Genomic DNA, 16,839 nt, shown 5'->3' on the forward strand with positions numbered 1-16,839 from the left:
TCTTGAAACCTATTCGTATACTTCAAGTAGTTACCGTCATGAATCGCGGCGGGCTTGAAACTATGTTGATGAATTATTATCGAAGAATAGATCGTAGTAAGATTCAATTTGATTTTATGGTACATAGAACAGATAAGGGACATTATGATGATGAAATAATGAAGCTTGGCGGGAAGATTTATCGAATGCCACAGATACGACCTGGAAATTATCGCCGTTATTTTAAATTACTCAAAGAGTTCTTTGCTACTAATCCTGAATATAAAGTAGTACATTCCCATATCAATGAGAACAGTAGTTTTGTATTAAGAGCAGCGAAAAATGCAGGTGTTCCATGCCGTATTGCGCATAGTCATTTAAGTGATTTAGGTATTGATATAAAACTTCCTTTTCGACTATATGCAAGATTTATGATGAAAGACAACCCGACTGCATATTTTGCATGTTCGAAAAAAGCAGGAGAATGGTTGTTTGGAAAGAAACAGACAAATTCTAATGAAGTAACGGTTCTAAATAACGCAGTGAATGTTGAAGAATTTAAATATAATGAAAGTAAAAGAAGTAAAGTAAGAGAAGAAATTGGGGCAAATGATAATACGTTAGTTATAGGGCATGTAGGAAGATTTAATAAGCAAAAGAATCATGAATTCTTAATAGATATTTTCCATGCTGTACATAAAAAGAACCCAGAATCTATACTGACTCTCATAGGAGAGGGTACCCTACGTGCAAGCATTGAAAAAAAAGTCGCGGACTTAGGGTTGTCTTCTAAAGTCAGATTTCTAGGAACTAGAACCGATATCCCGCAATTGATGCAAGGATTTGATATTTTTCTTTTTCCTTCGCTTTTTGAAGGCTTGCCAGTTGTACTAGTGGAAGCACAGGCTGCAGGTTTAAATTGTGTGGTGTCTGATGCAATTACTAGTGAATCTAACTTGACTGACCGAATGAAATTTATGAGCTTAAAGAGTTCAACGGAATTATGGGCAGATTATATTCTTTCCTCATCATTGGAGCATGAGGATACAACAAATGTAATGCAAAATAGTGGCTATGATACGGCTACTATGGCAAACTGGTTGACAGATTACTATTATGCACATGCCTATAAATAATAAAAATTTGATACAGGAGGGTTTGCAATGACGCCACTCTTAACCGTTTTTACGCCTACATATAATCGTGCATATACCCTTCATTTATGTTATGAAAGTTTAAAGAGGCAAAAATGTAAAGATTTTATTTGGTTAATTATTGATGATGGCTCTAATGATAACACAAAGGAACTTATTGATACTTGGATTGTAGAAGATGTCGTTCCCATTCGTTATCATTACCAAGAAAATCAAGGTATGCATGGAGCACACAATACCGCTTATGAATTAATTGATACAGAATTAAATGTGTGTATAGACTCGGATGATTATATGGCTGAAGATGCTGTTGAAAAGATTGCTTCATTTTGGAAGGCGCATGGAAGTAAGAAGTTTGCTGGAATAGTCGGGTTGGATGCGAAACAGAATGGAGAAATCATTGGAACTAAAATGCCATCTAATATTAAATCTTCCACACTGTCAGGTTTGTATGGTCTTCATGGGGTCAGAGGCGATAAGAAACTAGTTTATCGTTCGGAATTGACAAGAAATTCTTTGCCATATCCTATATTTTCAGGAGAAAAGTACTGTCCGCTCAGTTATAAGTATATTTTAATTGATCAACAATGTCCTTTACTTATTATGAATGAAGTCTTATGCCATGTGGAATATTTAGATGATGGTTCGAGTATGAACATGATTAAACAATATAAGAAAAATCCGCGTGGGTTTTTATTCTTCAGAAAGGTTGCTATGCAGTATGCTCCTTCTTTTAAGGAGAGATTTCGAGAATCCATACATTATGTATCTAGTAATCTGATGATTAGAAATTATGCTTTTCTTAAAGAATCACCATGTAAGGGTACTACTTTCCTGGCGATACCTTTCGGGATTCTTCTCTATCTTTATATACAGAATACAAGTAATAAAACCGTTTCGAAGCGCCATTAAGAAGCTGAAGGTATACCGGTAATTGTTGTGCAAGCTTGCAATAATTGGCTAATGAATCTGTTAATATATTTATGTGTAAATATATCTATTTTCTTCAGTGCTTTTGCATGTCTAAGTTACTTGCTTGTTTGCTGTGTGGAAGGAGTTATGGAATGACTATATTATGGATAAACCTTTTTGTAGTTTACATTTTATCTTTTTTTTCAAGATATTCTGCAAAGAGCATGAGCAATGGGATCGTTCCAGTTCAACCAAATAAAATGCTTAGTTTCTTGGCAATGGCATCGCTTGTTATTGTATCGGGACTTAGAAATAATATTGGTGATACTTATTTTTACATGTATTCCTATGCCCACAATGAATTTAGTTGGAGCAATATTGATTTCTCAGGGGATTTTGGGTTTGATCTTTTACAGATGTTTCTGCAACACTTCTCAAAAGATCCGCAGATAATGGTATTTTTTGTCGCCTTAGTGACAAATGTATTAATTGTAATAACTCTTTATAAATACTCCCGGATGCTTGAATTAGCCTTATTTGTATATATTACAGGTGGAATGTATTTAGTATCCATGAATGGAATCAGGCAGTTTTTAGCAGCATCTATTGTCTTTCTGGCCACAAAATATATTTTTAATGGAAATTGGAAAAAATATATTTTAATTGTACTTTTAGCAGCTATGATTCATAAGTCAGCGCTTGTTTTAATCCCAATTTATTTTTTGGTTAGGAGAAAGGCTTGGGCATGGGATACGTACGTATTGCTGTTCTTCTCGGTCATTATAGTAATTGGGTTTAACCAATTCTCATCAGCTTTGTTCTCGGCATTAGAATCAACTCAGTATGGACACTACAAGGACTTTGCAGAGGGAGGAGCAAATGTATTACGTGTTGCAGTTAGTGCTGTACCAATAGTTCTTGCATATCTTGGAAGAGAAAAATTAAGAGAAGTCTTTCCGAAAAGTGATTACATTGTAAACATGTCTTTAATTGGCTTAGTGTTCATGATTATTTCAACGCAAAATTGGATATTTGCAAGATTCACCATTTATTTCAGTTTATATCAATTAATTTTAATTTCATGGATTGTTGTATTATTTTCTAAAAAGGATAGGAATTTCGTATATTACGGACTTTTATTGTGTTATCTCATTTATTATTTTTACGAGAGTGTAATAAGTTTAGGTATCATTTATACAAGTAAATATCTATCTTTATAGATTTTTCAGTAACACTACTTCTAAGTATAAATTTAAGCATATCGGGGGGAGCGTGTATCAATTGGAGAACGTGAGGAAAATTCCATCAACCATACATTATTGTTGGTTTGGTGGTAGAGAGAAACCTGAGATTGTACAAAAATGCATAGATAGCTGGAAGAAGAACCTCCCAGAATATGAAATTATTGAGTGGAATGAAAATAATTTTGACATAGAATGTAACTTATATGTCAAAGAAGCCTATGATTCGAAAAAATTTGCATTTGTAAGTGATTATGTAAGGGTATATGTTCTTTATAAGTTTGGAGGTATTTATTTAGATACCGATGTAGAGGTATTCAAACCTTTTGATAATATGCTCCATCATGATTCATTTTGGGGATTTGAACAAGAAAATTACATAGCGACAAGTACTATAGGAGCTATGAAAGGAAATAAGTTGATCAAAATGTTTTTGGATTCATATGAAGGAAAAGGATTCATCAAAGAGGATGGAAAACATGATGATTTAACCAATGTGGCGGTTGTAACTAATATACTAAAAAATGCAGGATTGAAATTAAATGGAGAATATCAAGAAATAAGCGGTATGGGAGCTTTTTATCCACAAACTTATTTTTCTCCATATGATTATATCAATTGCAGAAAACTTATAACTGAAAATACATATGCAATGCATCATTTTTATAAAAGTTGGTTGCCTCCTAAAGTAAGAATCAAGAGTAATATAAAATTGATTTTAGCGAAAATCATAGGTGGAAATAACATTGCTAGGCTAAGAAAATATGTGATGGGAAAAGAAGCTTTTAAGGAGAATACACATGATTAAGGTATTCAAGAAAATAGTTCAAACGATAGTTGCAGAAAGCCGTAATAGAGGACTGTACTTTACTATACTAATGAATATTTCGCATGTAATTGGTGCATTAAGAGGTGCCTTCTATAAAGTAATATATTTTCGTAATATAAAGTGTTCAATCTTTTTTCTTCAAGCAAATAGCAAGATTGAGATTTTCAATAAGCGTTCAAAAGTCAATATTGGAAAGTTTGTATTTGTAAGAAAGAATGCCAGCATTAGACTGGATTTTGACGGAGTATTAGATATAGAAGAAAAAGTATTTATTAATGATAACTGTAATATCAACTGTGTAAATAGAATATCGATTGGAAGAAGTACAAAAATAGGGCCAAATGTGAGTATTAATGACCACGACCATAATTATAAAAACCCTGCAGATAGCCATCTGGTAAAAGGTGAGGTAAAGATAGGGAAGAATGTTTGGATTGGTTCTAATGTAGTTATATTGAAGGATACTGTTATAGGTGATAATACCGTAATAGCCGCTGGAAGCGTTGTAAAAGGGCATATTCCTTCTAATACGTTATTTGTGAATAAAAGAGAGAATATGTGTATTGATCGCACTAGTCTAAGCAGCTAATAAAAAGTTTATTCCATATGAATTCATATACTGCGATTGCTTTCATTTACTTACATCAAAACAAAACATGAACGTGAGGAAGCGTATGAAAAAAAATGTTTTAATCTCTATCTATGATATGGAAATTGGTGGAGTAGAAAGAAGCTTAATTAATATGCTGGAAAGCTTCGACTATGATACATACAACATAGATTTATTGATATTTAATCATACTGGAGAGTTCTTAAATTTAGTACCTAATAAAGTTAACGTACTACCACAGATAGGTGGATATACCGTCTTTAGGAAGTCAATTGTGCAATGTATACGTGAAGGATATTTTGGGGCAGGAATCACAAGAATAATAAGTAAGTATATGGCAGGGAGAATATCAAAAAAAAGACAGTTAAAGGAAGGTTCGGGATATATTCAGATGCAGCTTGTGTCAAAGTATGCAGCATATTTTTTGCCTAAACAGAAAAAAAAGTATGACTTTGCGATTAGTTACGCATGGCCACATAATCCTTTAGCTGATACTGTAAGTGCTGATAAGAAGATAGCTTGGATTCACACAGATTATAGCACACTAGAAATTGATAATAAAATTGACTTTGCTATGTGGAATAAATTTGATTACATAGCATCTATATCAGATGAATGCACAAAAGCGTTTTTAACTGTATATCCATCGCTAAAAGATAAAATTTTACAAATAGAAAATATTACTTCACCCAAATTTATTCAGAAGATGGCTGAAGATACTGTAAGTTTTAATAAACAAAGTAACAGTGCTTTTAATATTTTATCGGTTGGAAGGTTGTCATATGCGAAAGGGTTTGATGTTGCTATAAAAGCCCTTAAAGCATTACATAATAAGGGGTTAAACAATATAAAATGGTATGTCATAGGATACGGATCGGATGAATCTAATCTTAAGGAATTGATAAAGGAACAACAGTTAGAAGACAGTTTTATACTATTAGGCAAACAAACTAACCCATATCCGTATATGAAGTTATGTGATTTATACGTTCAACCGTCCAGATATGAGGGAAAGGCAGTTACGGTTACGGAAGCTAAAATCCTTGAAAAGCCTATATTGATAACTAATTATCCTACTGCAGCCAGCCAATTGGATGATGGAATTGAGGGCATTATATGTGATTCAAGTGTAGAGGGGTTAGTCGAAGGCATCGAAAATTTATATAGAGATGATGAACTGAGGAAAACATTAATTAATAATTTGCGAGATAGAGATTACAGTAATAACGCTGAGTTGAATAAGCTATATAAAATTATCCCGCATTAACGGGTAGTAAGACCTCCACCTCAAAGTTCGGCGAAAACAAAGGAGTTAGGTGGGGGATCAACTGCCCGTAAAAGCCCGATTCGTTCAACTAATTAAAGTTTCACTTTATAGGCGCCTAAACAATCAATACATCAAGTATAGGAGACAACAATAAAGGTGTATTTATGATGATAGCGTAAGAGATTTCTCGTAAAGGTGTGATTTAGGCATGAGCCAAAAAGTAAGTGTAATAATACCAGTTTATAATGCAGGGAAATATATCACTCGGTGCATAGAATCACTTTTAAATCAGACACTCCAAGAGTGTGAGTTTATATTTATTAATGATGGCTCGATAGACGATAGCAGAGAAATCATTGAGGGATATAAACAAGTAGATGACAGGATAATACTTATAAATCAAGTAAATCAAGGTGTAAGTATTGCAAGAAATAAGGGCTTACATTTAGCCGCTGGAGAATATGTGGGATTTGTTGATGCTGATGATTGTATAGAAAAGGATATGTATGAAACACTATATAACTCAGTAAAACAAAGTAATTGTGATGTAGTTATATCAAATTTTAAGGGCGAGACGGAAGGGCATAAGGTAATTACAACATATCCATTTCCTATAGATATTGTTCTTGAAAAAGATTATATAGAGCAAGAAGTATTACCTTATTTCCTTAAGGCAGATAATTTAAATACTGTTGTAAATAAGATCTATAGAAATAATTTAATTAAAGAAAATAACGTTAAATTCCCAAGCGGAATTGCATTGGGGGAAGATGGAATGTTTAACGTTGCATTCTTTAGTGGTGCAACTCGTATGAAATATGTAGATTATGTAGGTTACCATTACAAGGAGGTAGCTGGTAGTGCTACCAGAAACATATCCGAAAAAGATTATTTTCAGAGGGCTGTAGAAGTATATACTATGGAATTACCCCAAATATATACTGATAAAATTGATAGAGTAAGAATAAGTAAATTAAGGTCAATAAAGTTTATTAATAGTGTAATGTCCTATATACATGTTTATTTTACACCATCTAAAGATGTAAGTTTCAATAAGCGGTATAAATACGTAAAAAGTATGATACGAAATGAACATGTGAGAGAGGCACTACCTATATATTATAGTGAAATTTATAACAAGCTAGGAAGATATGAGCGGTTAATAATAAATTTAATAAAGAGACAATCAACTGTTGGGCTGTATTGCGTTACAGCTTACAGTAGATTCAGAAATAAATAATAGTGAGGGAGTTTAAGTATGAAAATTATGATGTTTGCCCATGGTGGAAGTCTTAATAGGGGATGTGAGGCTATTGTTCGTTCCTCTACTAATATCATAAAAGAAAAGGTAGATGAAACAAAGATATATTTGGTATCAAGTAAGCCTGAAACAGATAAGATTATAACAAAGTTAGATGGAATATATGATGGTTCTACTAAGAATATAGCGAAGTACTCATACGATTGGTGGATGGCTTTACTTAAAGTAAAATTGTTTAATGATGAATCTTATGCAATAGCTAAAATGGAAGATAATATAATTAAACATATAAAGAATATGGATGTATGTTTATCTATAGGTGGAGATAATTATTGTTACGGGGAACAGCCTGCATTGTATGAAATAAATAAAAAAGTAAAAGCAGCAGGAAAGAAGTTAGTGTTATGGGGATGTTCTATAGGTGAAGAGGATATGTCTGAGAGAAAGTTAGGAGACTTAAAACAGTTTGATTTAATATTAGCTCGTGAAACTCTTACCTATAATATGTTGAAAAACAAGGGACTTAATAACGTTAAATTGTGTGCAGATCCTGCATTTACCATGGAGAAAGAAGAGTTGGAATTACCTAAAGGATGGCAAGATGGCAATACAATAGGTCTTAATTTTAGTCCACTTGTATGGAATAGAAACAAGGATTCACAAGTTGCAGTAAGAGATTTAATTAACCATATACTAGATACTACAGATTCAACAATTGCTCTCACACCGCATGTTATGCAGGATGGGAATAACGATTATGAAGTTCTGTATACATATTATGAGGAATTTAAAAATACAGGTAGGGTAATTATATTACCAAACAATTTAAATGCAATACAATATAAAGGGTATATAGCTAGGATGCGATTCTTTATAGGAGCTAGAACACATGCCACGATAGCGGCTTACTCAAATTGTGTTCCAACTATGGTATTGGGATACAGTATAAAATCGAAGGGAATAGCTAAAGACTTATTTGGAGAAGAGAAATTAGTCTTAAATATAGAAGAAATATCTAATAGTAATAAACTAAAAGCTAAATTCGATGAGATGGTAAGAGAAGAAGATCAATTGAAGAGCAAACTAGGGCAAACTATGCCTAATATTAAAAAAATGTCATATAAAGCGGTAGAATACTTACAAGAATTAGCTAAGTAAATCGAGGTATATTATGAAAAAAAATTTATTATTTGTTATGCCTAGTCTATCTGCTGGTGGTGGAGAAAAGAGTCTAGTAAACTTATTATCTCAAATAGATTATCAGTTATATAATGTAGATTTATTTTTGTTTAACCATGAAGGTATATTTATGGAATTTGTACCAAAAGATGTACAAATTTTACCTATACCAGAAACATATAAGACGTTTACTTTACCTTTGTTTAAATCGGTCAAAACATTTTTATTAAAAGGAGAAATATCGCTAGCCTATAATAGATGTATGTTCACCATAAAGAATAGAGCAGGAAAAAATACATCGATAAAGGAACAATACAGCTGGAAATATATCGCTAAGTCTTTAAATGAAATTGAGAAACAGTATGATGCTACTATAGGGTTTTTAGAAAAAACCGCTACATATTTTTGTGTAGATAAGGTGAAAGCACATAAGAAAATAGGATGGGTACATATTGACTATAATAAATTAGGGATGGATTCGAACTTTGATGCTTTGTACTTCAGAAAGCTAAACAATATAGTTACAGTATCGGAAGAGTGTGCCAATATCCTAAAAAACAGATTTCCTAATCAAAAAGATGAGATAAGCGTTATTTATAATATTGTATCACCGACAATGATACATAAAATGGCTAACCAGGAAAATAAGGATGTTTATACTAAGAAAGATAATGAAATTATTATACTTTCAGTAGGTAGGCTGCACTACCAAAAAGGCTTTGAAATGGCTATAGAATCCTGTAAGAAACTAATAGATAAAGGGTATAAAGTAAAGTGGAATATTATAGGCGAGGGCGAGGAAAGAGAACAACTGACTAATTTGATAAAAGCAAATAAATTAGAAAACAATTTCAAATTGTTAGGATTAAAATCTAATCCTTATCCGTATATAAAACAAGCAGATATTTATGCACAGACATCTAAATTTGAAGGGAAATCTATAGCAATTGATGAGGCGAAAATATTGAATAAGCCTATACTTGTTACTGATTTTAGTACCGCGAAAGATCAAATTGACAATGAAATAAATGGATTAATTGTAGATATGAAGCCGGAGGCTATTGCAAAAGGAATTGAGAGGCTTATAAAAGATACAGAATTAAGAAAAAAATTAGTAAATAACCTTTCGAAAGAGAAATTAGGAACGGAAGAAGAAATATATAAGTTATATGAAATTCTATAATGGGTGAGGTTCATGAAAAAAAATATATTATTTATAATGAATAATTTAAATTGTGGTGGGGCTGAAAAAGCCCTAATTTCTTTATTGGGCGTTATAGATTATTCTAAATACAAAGTGGATTTATTTTTATTTAAGCATGAAGGAATATTTATAAATAAGTTACCAAAAGAAGTCACTCTATTACCTGAACCAATAAAGTATAAATATTTTGATATGCCTATAAAAAGGTCTTTGACAGAATTAATGAAAATAGGAGATTTTAAAACGACATTTTCTAGAGGAGTATTAGGGTATCTGGCTAAGACAGAAACGAATGGAGCTATAATCGAACAAAAAATATGGAAATACATGTCGAAATCAATAGATGAAATCAATAAGGAATATGATGTAGCGATAGGATTTCAAGAAAAAAACCCTATATATTTCTGTGTAGACAAGGTAAAAGCGAAAAAAAAGATTGGATGGATACACACGGATTATAATAAATTAGGGATTGATTATAGTAAAGAAAAATTTTATTTTGGTAAACTAGATCATATAGTGACTGTATCAGAAGAGTTAGTTAATATTTTAAGGGATAATTTCCCTGAATATAGAAAGAAAATTGGATGTATACACAATATAGTTTCTTCAAGAATGATAAGGAAAATGTCATTAGAGAAAGTTGATTTTAAAGAAGAGAACGATAGAAGTATATCATTAATTTCGGTAGGAAGATTGGCTAAAGAAAAGGGATTAGATATCTCTTTAGAAGCATTTAATATACTTGTAAAAAAAGGGTACGATCTTAAATGGTATTTGATTGGAGAAGGCAACGTAAGAGAAGAACTTGAAAGACGTATAAGGGAAGAAAAACTAGAAAAAAGAGTAATTTTATTAGGTATAAAAGAAAATCCATATCCATACATAAAGCAAGCAGATATATATATACAGACATCCAGATATGAAGGTAAATCTATTTCTATAGATGAGGCAAAAATACTGGCAAAACCAATATTAATTACTAATTTTGAGACAGCTAATAATCATATAAGAAATAATATCAATGGAGTAATTGCAGAGATGAACCCTATGTCAGTGGCAAAGCATCTTGAGTTATTAATAAAAGAAGAAAAATTAAGAATTAAGTTTATCGATAATCTCAAGAAAGAAGAATTAGGGACAGAGGATGAAGTGAATCATTTGTATAATTTAATGAACAGTTAAGTGTAGCGTTTAAAAATAAGTTAAATAATGAAATACATTCACTGGAGGCAATTATGTTTAATCGGATAAAAAAATCTTTAATGGTAAGATTAGGAATGGTATCTCTTGAGGATTTAACGGTAGAAGCGTGTTTGCAAAGAGGTATGAAGGTAGGGAAAAATTGTAGTGGATTAGCTGGAAGTACAATTGACTATGCTCATTGTTGGCTAATAGAAATAGGTGATAATGTTACATTTGCACCTCAAGTCTATCTCCTTGCACATGACGCCAGTACGAAACGGTATTTAGATTATACAAAAATAGCGAAAGTAAAAATAGAAGACCATGCATTTATAGGGGCAAGGGCTTTAATTATGCCGGGGGTTACAATAGGGAAAAATGCTATTGTAGCCGCGGGAAGTGTAGTAACAAAATCGGTTCCTGAAGGGTGCATAGTTGGAGGAAATCCCGCGAAAATTATAGGGAAAACAAAGGATTATATCAATAAGCACAAATTAAATCTAAAGACAGCAAATCGTTATGATAAAAACTGGACAATAGGTGAGAATATCACACCAGACATGTGTACTAAAATGTCAGAAGAATTAGGTAGTACTGTTGGATATGTTAAATGAGTATTTAAATTATTTTCACGTTGAAAGGGCAATATAAAGATGATATTTCAAATTTTGAGCTATATTGTAATTTTTATTATTTTAATGGTTATTACCATAGACTTAGTACCTGTAATAAAAGATTGGGTACTGAGAATTCATATGGGGAGATATAAAGATAAATCCATATGGAATGAGACTATAACTAAAAAAGGGTCTAAGTGGTTACTAAACACACCAAAAATAAAAGTAACAGACAATACAAGATTAGTTGTAATAGATATGTTGAAAGGGAATTATACGAAAAGCACGATACAACATTGGCAAGAAGCATCATTAGTATTAGGCTTATCTGAGTATGTAAAACATAATGATGATAAGGAAATGAAATCTGAGATTGAAAAATTTTTGAATTCGAAATTTGATAGTAATGGTCAATGGTTAGAAAAACCTAAGCATATAGACGGAGCTATACTTGCTTACGCTATTATGAAGTTGGAATATATTGATATAAACAAATACAAAAAAGCATTAGATTATACATGGGAAATGATTAAGGATCATATAGGTGAGGACGGCACAGTAGAATATAGGAAGTTTATGAAAAGCTACAGATATGTAGATACTATAGGGTTTATATGCCCCTTTTTAGTTTGTTACGGTACTAAATTTAACAAAGATGATTGTATAGATTTAGCAGTGAAACAAATTAAAGAGTATGAGCAATATGGAATGTTAGACAAACATTCACTACCATGTCATGTTTACAAGATTGAGAATAAAGTTCCTCTTGGATTATACGGATGGGGAAGAGGACTTGGTTGGTTTGCTATAGGTCTTATAGATGCGTGGAATGAATTGCCACAAGATAGTAAATATAAATTTGCTTTCGAAGAAAGTGTTAAAAGATTCGCGGAAGCTGCAATGAGCTTTCAACAAGATAATGGTAGTTGGAATTGGACTGTAACTAGAAATGAGAGTAGGTCTGACTCTTCCGCTACAGCTACGCTAGGCTGGTTTATGTTAAATGCCTCAAAGATAGAGAAGGTATCAAAAGAATGCCTAGATAGCACAGAAAAGGCTATGAGTTATTTAATGAAAGTTACGAGGAAAGATGGGGCAGTTGACTTTTCTCAAGGCGATACAAAAGACATAGGGGTGTATTCCACACTGTTCAATATATTGCCGTTTACTCAAGGGTTCTGCATTAGATTAATCAATTCATATTTAAGTAGGAACTAAACCTTCATCCCCTTTACTCATATTTGTATGAGGCAACTTTATTGATAAAGAAAATAAATGATTTGGAAATTCGAACCATTTATTTTTTGGGGAAATGAGAAAGGTGGGAATCATATGTTAAACTCTTTAACGTCATTTAGGTTTATTGCTGCGCTAATGGTTTTCTTATTTCATATGGGTGTGTTTAGCCAATATCAATTAGGTTCAGCGGGCGTTCAATTCTTTTTTGTTTTATCTGGCTTTATTTTAGCTTATAACTATCATTCTAAATTTACAGAGCTAAATAAACACAGTATCAAAAAATTCTATAAAGCAAGATTTTCTAAAGTATATCCAGTTCATGTATTAACCTTTCTTCTTTCTGCACCATTAGTTATTTTATACTTTCACCCTAAGAGTTTATATTTTATAAAACTTGCTTTTATGTCAATCATTAATTTGCTATTGATACAAAGCTTCGTACCTAGTCAGGGTACTTATTTCAATTTTAACGGCGTTTCGTGGACATTATCGGTTGAAGCTTTCTTTTATGTTATGTTTCCGTTTCTGCTATGGGTATTTATGAAACTTAAAGTTAAAAAGAACATCATTACATCCATATTGGTATTCTTGGTAGTATGGATAATTTTATTTCTATTGAATAAAAACTTGGATGAAGATAATCCATTTTTTATTTGGATATTACATATTTTTCCGGTTACTAGATTGTTCGAATTTTCAACGGGTATACTTTTGGGATTGATTTATATTGAAAAATCCGATAAAGCAAACTTTAACAAAAACATATTTACTGTTTTAGAACTACTATGTTTACTTTTATCCATTGCCTTATTATCGTATTCGATAAAATTAGATGTAGGAATTGTTCGTGGTGTTTATTTTGTCCCACTATGGTGCTTGTTAATTTTCACCTTTTCATTTCAATGCGGTATATTTTCAAAATTATTATCACAAAGGCTATTTGTTTACTTAGGTGAAATTAGTTTCTCATTTTATATGATTCACCAAATAGTGATACGATACTTGGACTTCTTGAAGTTAGAAAATACATATAGTTTTGTGGTTTGTTTAATAGTTTCTTTATTGTTAAGTGCAGTAATTTATCAATTTTATGAAGAGCCGTTACGTAAGAAAATTCGTTTTGGTTTTCAAAAAAAACATCAAAAGATACAAGTGCCTTTACCAAAAGAATTCCTTAAATAAGAGATTTTTATAAAAGATTATTGTTAAATGTAGTCCTAGAAAACAAACATTTTCTTCTTCATAGCTCGAAAAAATTAATATCTAAAGATAACAAGTAGAATAAAGTGTAATAGATTTAGTACGTAAACGAGAGGGAGTATAAATGGATTTTCTTTTTGTAATATTAAAAGATATATTTTCATTTGTAGAAGTTAAGTCTTGAAATAGGCAAATAATTAACTGAAATGATTACTGTGAATAGATGGAAAGAAAAAGTTAGGATAAAAATGAGGGGATTAAATGAGAATAACAGTATTCACTCCAACATATAACAGGAGTTATATCATAGAGAAATTATATAGGTCGTTACAAGAACAAACATATACGGATTTTGAATGGCTAGTTATTGATGATGGGTCAAGTGATAATACAGAGGAATTATTCAAGATGTGGAAACTAGAAAAAAACCCATTTCCCATACGGTATTATAAAGTCAAAAACGGAGGGAAACATAGAGCGATTAACAGGGCTGTCGATTTGGCTGAAGGTGAAATGTTCTTTATAGTAGATTCTGATGACAATCTTACAGAAGATGCTTTAGAAAGTATAGTAAGTTGGGAAAATAGCCTAGAAGATAAAAAGCTATTTTGTGGTGTTTCGGGTAATAAAGGGGGGAGTATTGAGGACCTCGTAGGGACAACATTTGAAGGTAAATATATTGATGCAACTTCACTTGAACGGAATACATATAATATAACGGGAGATAAGGCTGAGGTTTTTTATACCGATATATTAAGGAAAAACAAGTTTCGTGAGTTTGAAGGGGAAAAATTTATGACAGAGGCTACAGTATGGAATAAAATGGCTTATGAAGGTTATAAAATAAGATGGTTTAATAAAACAATATATATATGTAATTATCTAGAGGATGGTTTAACTCAAAATATGAAGGAGATATTCGCCGGAAGTCCTAAAGGTACAGCATATTATATGAAGCAGCAAATTGAATTTTATAAGTGTGGTCCAAAGGGTAGATTATCCTATTATAATTTATATTACGATTTTGTTAAGTCTAATTTAAATGTAAAGAAGGCTGCAGAATACTTAGGTATTCAACCGGTTACTTTAATGGCGGCTATCTTTTTAGCTAAATGTAAAAAAATTATATCAAGAAGGTCTTAAAATGAGGATAAAAAACTCCATAATTAATATATCTGCTGGGATCGGAAACCAAATCATTGTTACATCTTTAAGCTTCATTTCACGAACTGTATTTATCAATAGTTTAGGTATTGAATATCTAGGTATAAATGGATTCCTTACTAATATATTATCCATGCTTTCTTTAGCTGAGGCAGGGATAGGTGCTAGTATAATGTATAGTCTTTATAAGCCGGTTGCAGAGAACGATCAAGAAAAGATTAACGTACTTATGAGATTGTATCGGAAAGCATATATGGTAATCGCCTTAATTGTCTTGTTACTTGGATTGTCCTTGATGCCATTTCTTGGTTATTTCATTAAAGATTCGAATGTCGAAAATATCCATTGGATTTATCTTATTTTTCTATTCAATACAGTTGTACCTTATTTGTACATGCATAAGAATTCATTCTTAAGTGTTTCGCAAAAGGGTTATATTGTAACAGGAATATATTCTATATCTTCAATTGCATCTGCTTGCCTCAAGATTGGAATACTTCATTTTACAAAAAATTATATTCTATACTTAGTTATTGATAGTGTGATAACAGTCGCTACTAGTATTGTTTTGGCAATTATAGTCAACAGGATGTATCCATTTTTAAAAGAGAAAGTTTCGGGTGTATTAGATGCTGAAACTAAAGAGAAAATTGTTAAGAATGTGAAAGCAATTGTACTACAAAACATAGGGAATTATTTAGTATTGGGTACTGATAACATTATTATATCTTCATTTATCAGTGTGGCGGCAGTCGGATTATATTCTAATTATAATATGTTAATAGATATTTGTAGAAACTTTACTTATCAAATCTTTAATAATACATATCATAGTGTAGGAAATTTAGTAGCAGAGGAAAGTGTAGAGAAGGTTTATAGTGTGTATAAAGTCTATATGCTTTTAAATTTTTGGTTATACTCATTCTTCTCTATACTTTTATGCATTACAATAGAACCTTTTATCACTTTATGGATTGGAACCGAGTATCTTATGAGCAAAAGTGTGTTGCTTGTATTAATAATTATTTTTTATGAAAGGGGCATGAGGAATTCCATAACGACTGTAAAAACTACAGCGGGTGTTTTTCATGAGGATAGATATGCGCCTTTGGTTCAAGCTGCTGTTAATTTAGTAATTTCTATTGTATTAGTTAAGTATATGGGAATAATAGGTGTCTTTATTGGTACACTTGTAAGTGTGCTTGTTGTTCCTTTCTGGATTACTCCTTATTTAGTATACAAAAATGTATTTAATAGGTCTGTAATGGATTATTTCTTGAAATACTCCTACTACGCAGTGATAGGTATAGGAACGTATTTTATTACGAGTTTTTTGAGCAATTTCACGTTATCAAGCCATTTTTGGGAGTTATTGTTAAAGGGAATGATTTGTATCATAGTTCCTAATGTGATTTATATATTGATTTTTCATAAAACAACAGAGTTTAAATATTTATTTGGGATTATTAGAGGGATTTCACAAAAGTTATTAAAAAAATTCAATTTAAACAAGAAAATTTCTTGTTAATTTTAACTAAGATATTGTTAAATTCTATTACCATACGTTTTAGGGAAAGCCCTGTGAACTATAGACTATGGAATGAAGCCCTTCTTAGTTCATACTGATTGATTAGGGAGAAGATGGTGACTACGGCCAAATATGTATTCAATGATGTATCTATTGATGCAAGTACAAATGCTAGATTAATAGATGATACTATCATTAACTGAATGTAGAAATAATAAACCGCTATCTTTGTATAAAAATATAGCGGTTTTATTATGGGCTTAGGCGTCC

The 16,839-nt window shown here is 31.6% G+C and carries 15 protein-coding genes; all 15 read left to right on the plus strand.

The window, feature by feature from the left end; translation table 11 throughout:
- Positions 1-2: 2 nt before the first annotated feature.
- The 15 genes from MHH71_RS17145 to MHH71_RS17215 all read left to right on the plus strand — a co-directional run bounded on the left by MHH71_RS17145 (position 3) and on the right by MHH71_RS17215 (position 16,569).
- Positions 3-1,115, plus strand: a complete 1,113-nt coding sequence (locus MHH71_RS17145; RefSeq protein WP_033799250.1) for a glycosyltransferase family 1 protein — start codon at positions 3-5, stop codon at positions 1,113-1,115.
- Between the two features lie 27 nt (positions 1,116-1,142).
- Positions 1,143-2,045, plus strand: coding sequence for a glycosyltransferase family 2 protein (locus MHH71_RS17150; protein ID WP_006096621.1), 903 nt, complete (start codon positions 1,143-1,145; stop codon positions 2,043-2,045).
- Between the two features lie 152 nt (positions 2,046-2,197).
- Entirely contained in the window at positions 2,198-3,265 is a 1,068-nt protein-coding gene (locus MHH71_RS17155) for an EpsG family protein (RefSeq protein ID WP_033799249.1), read from the plus strand.
- 61 nt (positions 3,266-3,326) lie between these two features.
- A complete protein-coding gene (locus tag MHH71_RS17160) occupies positions 3,327-4,094 on the plus strand; it encodes a glycosyltransferase family 32 protein (RefSeq protein WP_033799248.1) in 768 nt (255 codons plus the stop codon).
- Complete coding sequence (locus tag MHH71_RS17165) at positions 4,087-4,704, plus strand: acyltransferase (protein WP_018764959.1); 618 nt, start codon at positions 4,087-4,089, stop codon at positions 4,702-4,704. Before MHH71_RS17160 ends, MHH71_RS17165 begins: the two co-directional genes overlap by 8 nt.
- 85 nt (positions 4,705-4,789) lie before the next feature.
- Complete coding sequence (locus MHH71_RS17170; RefSeq protein ID WP_033796570.1) at positions 4,790-5,992, plus strand: glycosyltransferase; 1,203 nt, start codon at positions 4,790-4,792, stop codon at positions 5,990-5,992.
- Positions 5,993-6,200: 208 nt separating this feature from the next.
- Positions 6,201-7,232, plus strand: coding sequence for a glycosyltransferase (locus MHH71_RS17175; RefSeq protein ID WP_006096618.1), 1,032 nt, complete (start codon positions 6,201-6,203; stop codon positions 7,230-7,232).
- Between the two features lie 18 nt (positions 7,233-7,250).
- On the plus strand, positions 7,251-8,411 hold the full coding sequence (locus tag MHH71_RS17180) for a polysaccharide pyruvyl transferase family protein (RefSeq protein WP_006096617.1): 1,161 nt from the start codon (positions 7,251-7,253) through the stop codon (positions 8,409-8,411).
- A 13-nt stretch (positions 8,412-8,424) separates the two neighbouring features.
- Entirely contained in the window at positions 8,425-9,615 is a 1,191-nt protein-coding gene (locus MHH71_RS17185; protein ID WP_003202144.1) for a glycosyltransferase, read from the plus strand.
- 12 nt (positions 9,616-9,627) lie between these two features.
- Positions 9,628-10,821, plus strand: a complete 1,194-nt coding sequence (locus tag MHH71_RS17190) for a glycosyltransferase (protein ID WP_006096616.1) — start codon at positions 9,628-9,630, stop codon at positions 10,819-10,821.
- Between the two features lie 53 nt (positions 10,822-10,874).
- Entirely contained in the window at positions 10,875-11,435 is a 561-nt protein-coding gene (locus tag MHH71_RS17195; RefSeq protein ID WP_016132434.1) for an acyltransferase, read from the plus strand.
- A gap of 39 nt (positions 11,436-11,474) precedes the next feature.
- On the plus strand, positions 11,475-12,656 hold the full coding sequence (locus MHH71_RS17200; RefSeq protein ID WP_006096615.1) for a glycoside hydrolase family 88 protein: 1,182 nt from the start codon (positions 11,475-11,477) through the stop codon (positions 12,654-12,656).
- Between the two features lie 114 nt (positions 12,657-12,770).
- Positions 12,771-13,859, plus strand: a complete 1,089-nt coding sequence (locus tag MHH71_RS17205) for an acyltransferase family protein (protein WP_033799247.1) — start codon at positions 12,771-12,773, stop codon at positions 13,857-13,859.
- A gap of 279 nt (positions 13,860-14,138) precedes the next feature.
- Positions 14,139-15,020, plus strand: a complete 882-nt coding sequence (locus MHH71_RS17210) for a glycosyltransferase family 2 protein (protein WP_006096613.1) — start codon at positions 14,139-14,141, stop codon at positions 15,018-15,020.
- Between the two features lies 1 nt (position 15,021).
- Entirely contained in the window at positions 15,022-16,569 is a 1,548-nt protein-coding gene (locus MHH71_RS17215) for a lipopolysaccharide biosynthesis protein (RefSeq protein WP_006096612.1), read from the plus strand.
- Positions 16,570-16,839: the final 270 nt, after the last annotated feature.

The organism is Bacillus sp. FSL H8-0534 (assembly GCF_038005885.1).
Taxonomy (GTDB): Bacteria; Bacillota; Bacilli; order Bacillales; family Bacillaceae_G; genus Bacillus_A; species Bacillus_A pseudomycoides.

Excerpts from the sequence above, each read along its gene's own strand:
- MHH71_RS17215 (WP_006096612.1), top strand. The coding sequence starts at position 15,022 with ATGAGGATAAAAAACTCCATAATTAATATATCTGCTGGGATCGGAAAC.
- MHH71_RS17155 (WP_033799249.1), top strand. The coding sequence starts at position 2,198 with ATGACTATATTATGGATAAACCTTTTTGTAGTTTACATTTTATCTTTT.
- MHH71_RS17190 (WP_006096616.1), top strand. The coding sequence starts at position 9,628 with ATGAAAAAAAATATATTATTTATAATGAATAATTTAAATTGTGGTGGG.
- MHH71_RS17200 (WP_006096615.1), top strand. The coding sequence starts at position 11,475 with ATGATATTTCAAATTTTGAGCTATATTGTAATTTTTATTATTTTAATG.
- MHH71_RS17205 (WP_033799247.1), top strand. The coding sequence starts at position 12,771 with ATGTTAAACTCTTTAACGTCATTTAGGTTTATTGCTGCGCTAATGGTT.
- MHH71_RS17185 (WP_003202144.1), top strand. The coding sequence starts at position 8,425 with ATGAAAAAAAATTTATTATTTGTTATGCCTAGTCTATCTGCTGGTGGT.
- MHH71_RS17170 (WP_033796570.1), top strand. The coding sequence starts at position 4,790 with ATGAAAAAAAATGTTTTAATCTCTATCTATGATATGGAAATTGGTGGA.
- MHH71_RS17210 (WP_006096613.1), top strand. The coding sequence starts at position 14,139 with ATGAGAATAACAGTATTCACTCCAACATATAACAGGAGTTATATCATA.
- MHH71_RS17165 (WP_018764959.1), top strand. The coding sequence starts at position 4,087 with ATGATTAAGGTATTCAAGAAAATAGTTCAAACGATAGTTGCAGAAAGC.
- MHH71_RS17150 (WP_006096621.1), top strand. The coding sequence starts at position 1,143 with ATGACGCCACTCTTAACCGTTTTTACGCCTACATATAATCGTGCATAT.
- MHH71_RS17180 (WP_006096617.1), top strand. The coding sequence starts at position 7,251 with ATGAAAATTATGATGTTTGCCCATGGTGGAAGTCTTAATAGGGGATGT.
- MHH71_RS17195 (WP_016132434.1), top strand. The coding sequence starts at position 10,875 with ATGTTTAATCGGATAAAAAAATCTTTAATGGTAAGATTAGGAATGGTA.
- MHH71_RS17175 (WP_006096618.1), top strand. The coding sequence starts at position 6,201 with ATGAGCCAAAAAGTAAGTGTAATAATACCAGTTTATAATGCAGGGAAA.